Annotated in this window: 2 protein-coding genes; both read left to right on the forward strand. The window is 63.2% G+C overall.

Features of this window, described 5'->3' with window-relative positions; genetic code table 11:
• The first annotated feature begins 131 nt into the window (after nt 1–131).
• Nucleotides 132–1,133 carry an aldo/keto reductase gene (locus HMPREF2884_RS05360; RefSeq protein ID WP_070616184.1) on the forward strand — a complete coding sequence of 334 codons (1,002 nt, stop codon included), beginning with the start codon at nt 132–134 and terminating at the stop codon, nt 1,131–1,133.
• Nucleotides 1,134–1,355: 222 nt separating this feature from the next.
• A complete protein-coding gene (locus HMPREF2884_RS05365; protein ID WP_070616190.1) occupies nt 1,356–2,798 on the forward strand; it encodes a sugar porter family MFS transporter in 1,443 nt (480 codons plus the stop codon).
• Nucleotides 2,799–2,838: the final 40 nt, after the last annotated feature.

Below are 2,838 nucleotides of genomic sequence, written 5' to 3' on the forward strand. Positions count from 1 at the left end.
GGGTGTGTGGTGGAGCAAGGAACCTACCGGGACCTAACGACCGACCCCACATCACGCTTCAGGAAGCTCTTCGCCTCCCAACTGGAGGGGAAATAACCATGCAACATACCCACACAACGTAGAGTTAAAACATGAAACGTATTGAATCTCCCGTCTACCGCAGGCTCGGCAACTCCGGCCTCGTCGTACCCAGCGTCGGTATCGGCTGCAACAACCTCGGCCGCCCCGGCACCCCCACCCGCACCCAAGAAGGCACCAACGAAGTCATCGCCGCTGCAGTCGACGCAGGCATCAGCTTCTTCGACATCGCCGACCTCTACGGCGCCGAACCCGGCCTCTCCGAAACCATGTTCGGCACCGCCCTCACCCAGCTCGGCCTCGACCGCGACGAACTGACCATCGTCACCAAATTCGGTCTGCCCGTCGGCGACCTCAATGGCAACGACCGCAACGCTCGCGGATCCCGCCGCTACATCATGCGCGCCGTCGAAGGGTCCCTCCGCCGCCTCGGCACCGACTACATCGACCTGTACTTCTACCACAGCCCCGATCCCAACACCCCCATCGAAGAAACCCTCAGCGCCCTCGACCAGCTCGTACGCGACGGTAAGGTCCGCTACCTGGGCCACTCCAACTTCTCCGGCTGGCAGCTCGCCCACGCCGAACACTGCGCCCATGAACTCGGCACCGAACGGTTCATTGTCGCTGAAAACCACTACAACCTGCTCGACCGCCGCGCAGAACTCGAAATCCTGCCCGCCGCACGGCACTTCGGCATGGGTGTGCTGCCGTACTTCCCGCTCGCTAACGGCCTGCTGACCGGCAAGTACCGCCGCGACAACATTCCCGCCGGTTCGCGCCTGTCCCACTCTAAGAAAAACGTGCTCGACGCCGCCAACTGGGACCAGCTCGAAGCCTTCCACAGCTTCTGCACCGAACGCGGCATCACCGAGGTGCAGGCGGCGTTCTCCTGGCTCGCACAGCAGTCGCCGGTCACCTCCGTCATTGCCGGTGCGACCAGCGCCGAGCAGGTGCGCGCCAACGCACAGGCGGCATGCCTGCGCTTCGACGCTGAGGACCTCGCCGCCCTGGACGCCATCTTCCCGGCACCCGAGAAAATCGCGCTGTTCTAACTCCGGCTCCCTCTCAAAGGGGCACTCAGGCGGTCGCACGTGTCGGCCGTAATATACGCTGAAAAATGTCCGCGGTGAGAAATAAATATCACCCGCTGAACGTTTTCGCTAGGATTAGGTGAGGTGTGTCTAACCTGACGCGCCTCACCTAGCCCACTGACAGTGCTGAAGAACCACCAATGTCGGTGTAATCTCACCTAACCCCTCGGCATAAAGGACACCATGAGCGCACAGAGCACCGCCTCCACCCTGCCCCCTCTGGGCACCGGGAAGCACAGTCGATACCTCGGCATCATTGCACTCATCGCCACCTTCGGAGGTCTGCTCTTCGGCTACGACACCGGAGTGATCAACGGCGCGCTCGAACCCATGAGCCGCGAACTCGGCATGGACTCCACCACCCAAGGTTGGGTCACCGGATCGCTCGCCTTCGCCGCCGCTATCGGCGCACTCGGATGCGGCCGCATCTCTGACCGGTTCGGCCGCCGAACCACCATCATTGGGCTCTCCACCATCTTCTTCATTGGTGCCCTGGCGTGCGTCTTCGCACCCAACGTCGCCGTGCTCATCACCGGGCGCACCCTGCTCGGCCTGGCGGTCGGTGGCGCCTCCGCCGTGGTGCCCGTGTTCCTCGCAGAGCTCGCACCCTACGAAATTCGAGGCTCCCTCTCCGGCCGCAACGAGCTCATGGTCGTGGGCGGTCAGCTTGCCGCGTTCATCGTGAACGCCCTCATCGGCAACGTATGGGGTGAGCACGACGGCGTGTGGCGCTGGATGTTCGCCATCTGCACCCTGCCCGCCATCGGCCTGTTCGTCGGCATGCTGCGAGTGCCCGAGTCGCCGCGCTGGCTGCTGCGCGTCGGTCGGCGTGAACAGGCGCTTGAGGTGATGAAGCGCATCCGCTCCACCGAACGTGCCGAGGCTGAGATCGCCGATATTGAACGCACCCTGCAGGCGGAGGCAACCACCCAGAACAATGCGGCGGGTAAGGAAAGCGTGGGCGTGCGCGGCTGGTTCGTGCGCATCCTGCTCGTCGGTATTCTGGTCGGCGCGGGCCAGCAGCTGACCGGCATCAACTCGATCATGTACTACGGCATTAAGGTGCTCAAGGAAGCCGGTTTCAGCGAATCCGCGGCGCTCATCGCGAATATTGCGCCGGGTACGATCGCGGTGCTCGGCTCCATCCTGTCGCTGCGCCTGATGGAGCGTGTACCGCGCCGCGTCATGGTCATTACCGGCTATAGTTCGACCGCGTTTTTCCACGTGCTGATTGCGGGCGCATCCATGCTACTGCCCGCCGATAACGCGGCGCGTCCCTGGATTCTGCTGGTGCTCATCGTCTGCTTTGTGGGCGCGATGCAGACCTGCCTGAACGTGTCGACGTGGGTGATTATGAGTGAGCTGTTCCCGCTGCGTGTGCGTGCGGCGGGTATGGGCATTTCGGCGTTTAGCGGCTGGATGATGAATGGTGTGCTGTCGCTGGCGTTCCCCGTGATTCTGGGTGCGGTCGGTCTGACCGGCTCCTTCATCGGCTTTGCCGTGGTGAACGTGGTCATTGCGTTGCTGATGTTCCGCAACCTGCCGGAGACTCGCGGCGTGAGCCTGGAGCAGGTGGAGCGCGGCGTGATGGACGGTAGCATCTACCCCTCCGCAGGCAAGCACTAGACCCGGCGGGTTTTTAGGTATAAATGAGGCGGGCGGCCCC

The sequence above is a fragment of the Rothia sp. HMSC073B08 genome, assembly GCF_001812975.1.
GTDB classification, from domain to species: domain Bacteria; phylum Actinomycetota; class Actinomycetes; order Actinomycetales; family Micrococcaceae; genus Rothia; species Rothia mucilaginosa.

Coding starts and splice junctions, on each gene's coding strand:
- HMPREF2884_RS05360 (WP_070616184.1), top strand. CDS start 132: ATGAAACGTATTGAATCTCCCGTCTACCGCAGGCTCGGCAACTCCGGC.
- HMPREF2884_RS05365 (WP_070616190.1), top strand. CDS start 1,356: ATGAGCGCACAGAGCACCGCCTCCACCCTGCCCCCTCTGGGCACCGGG.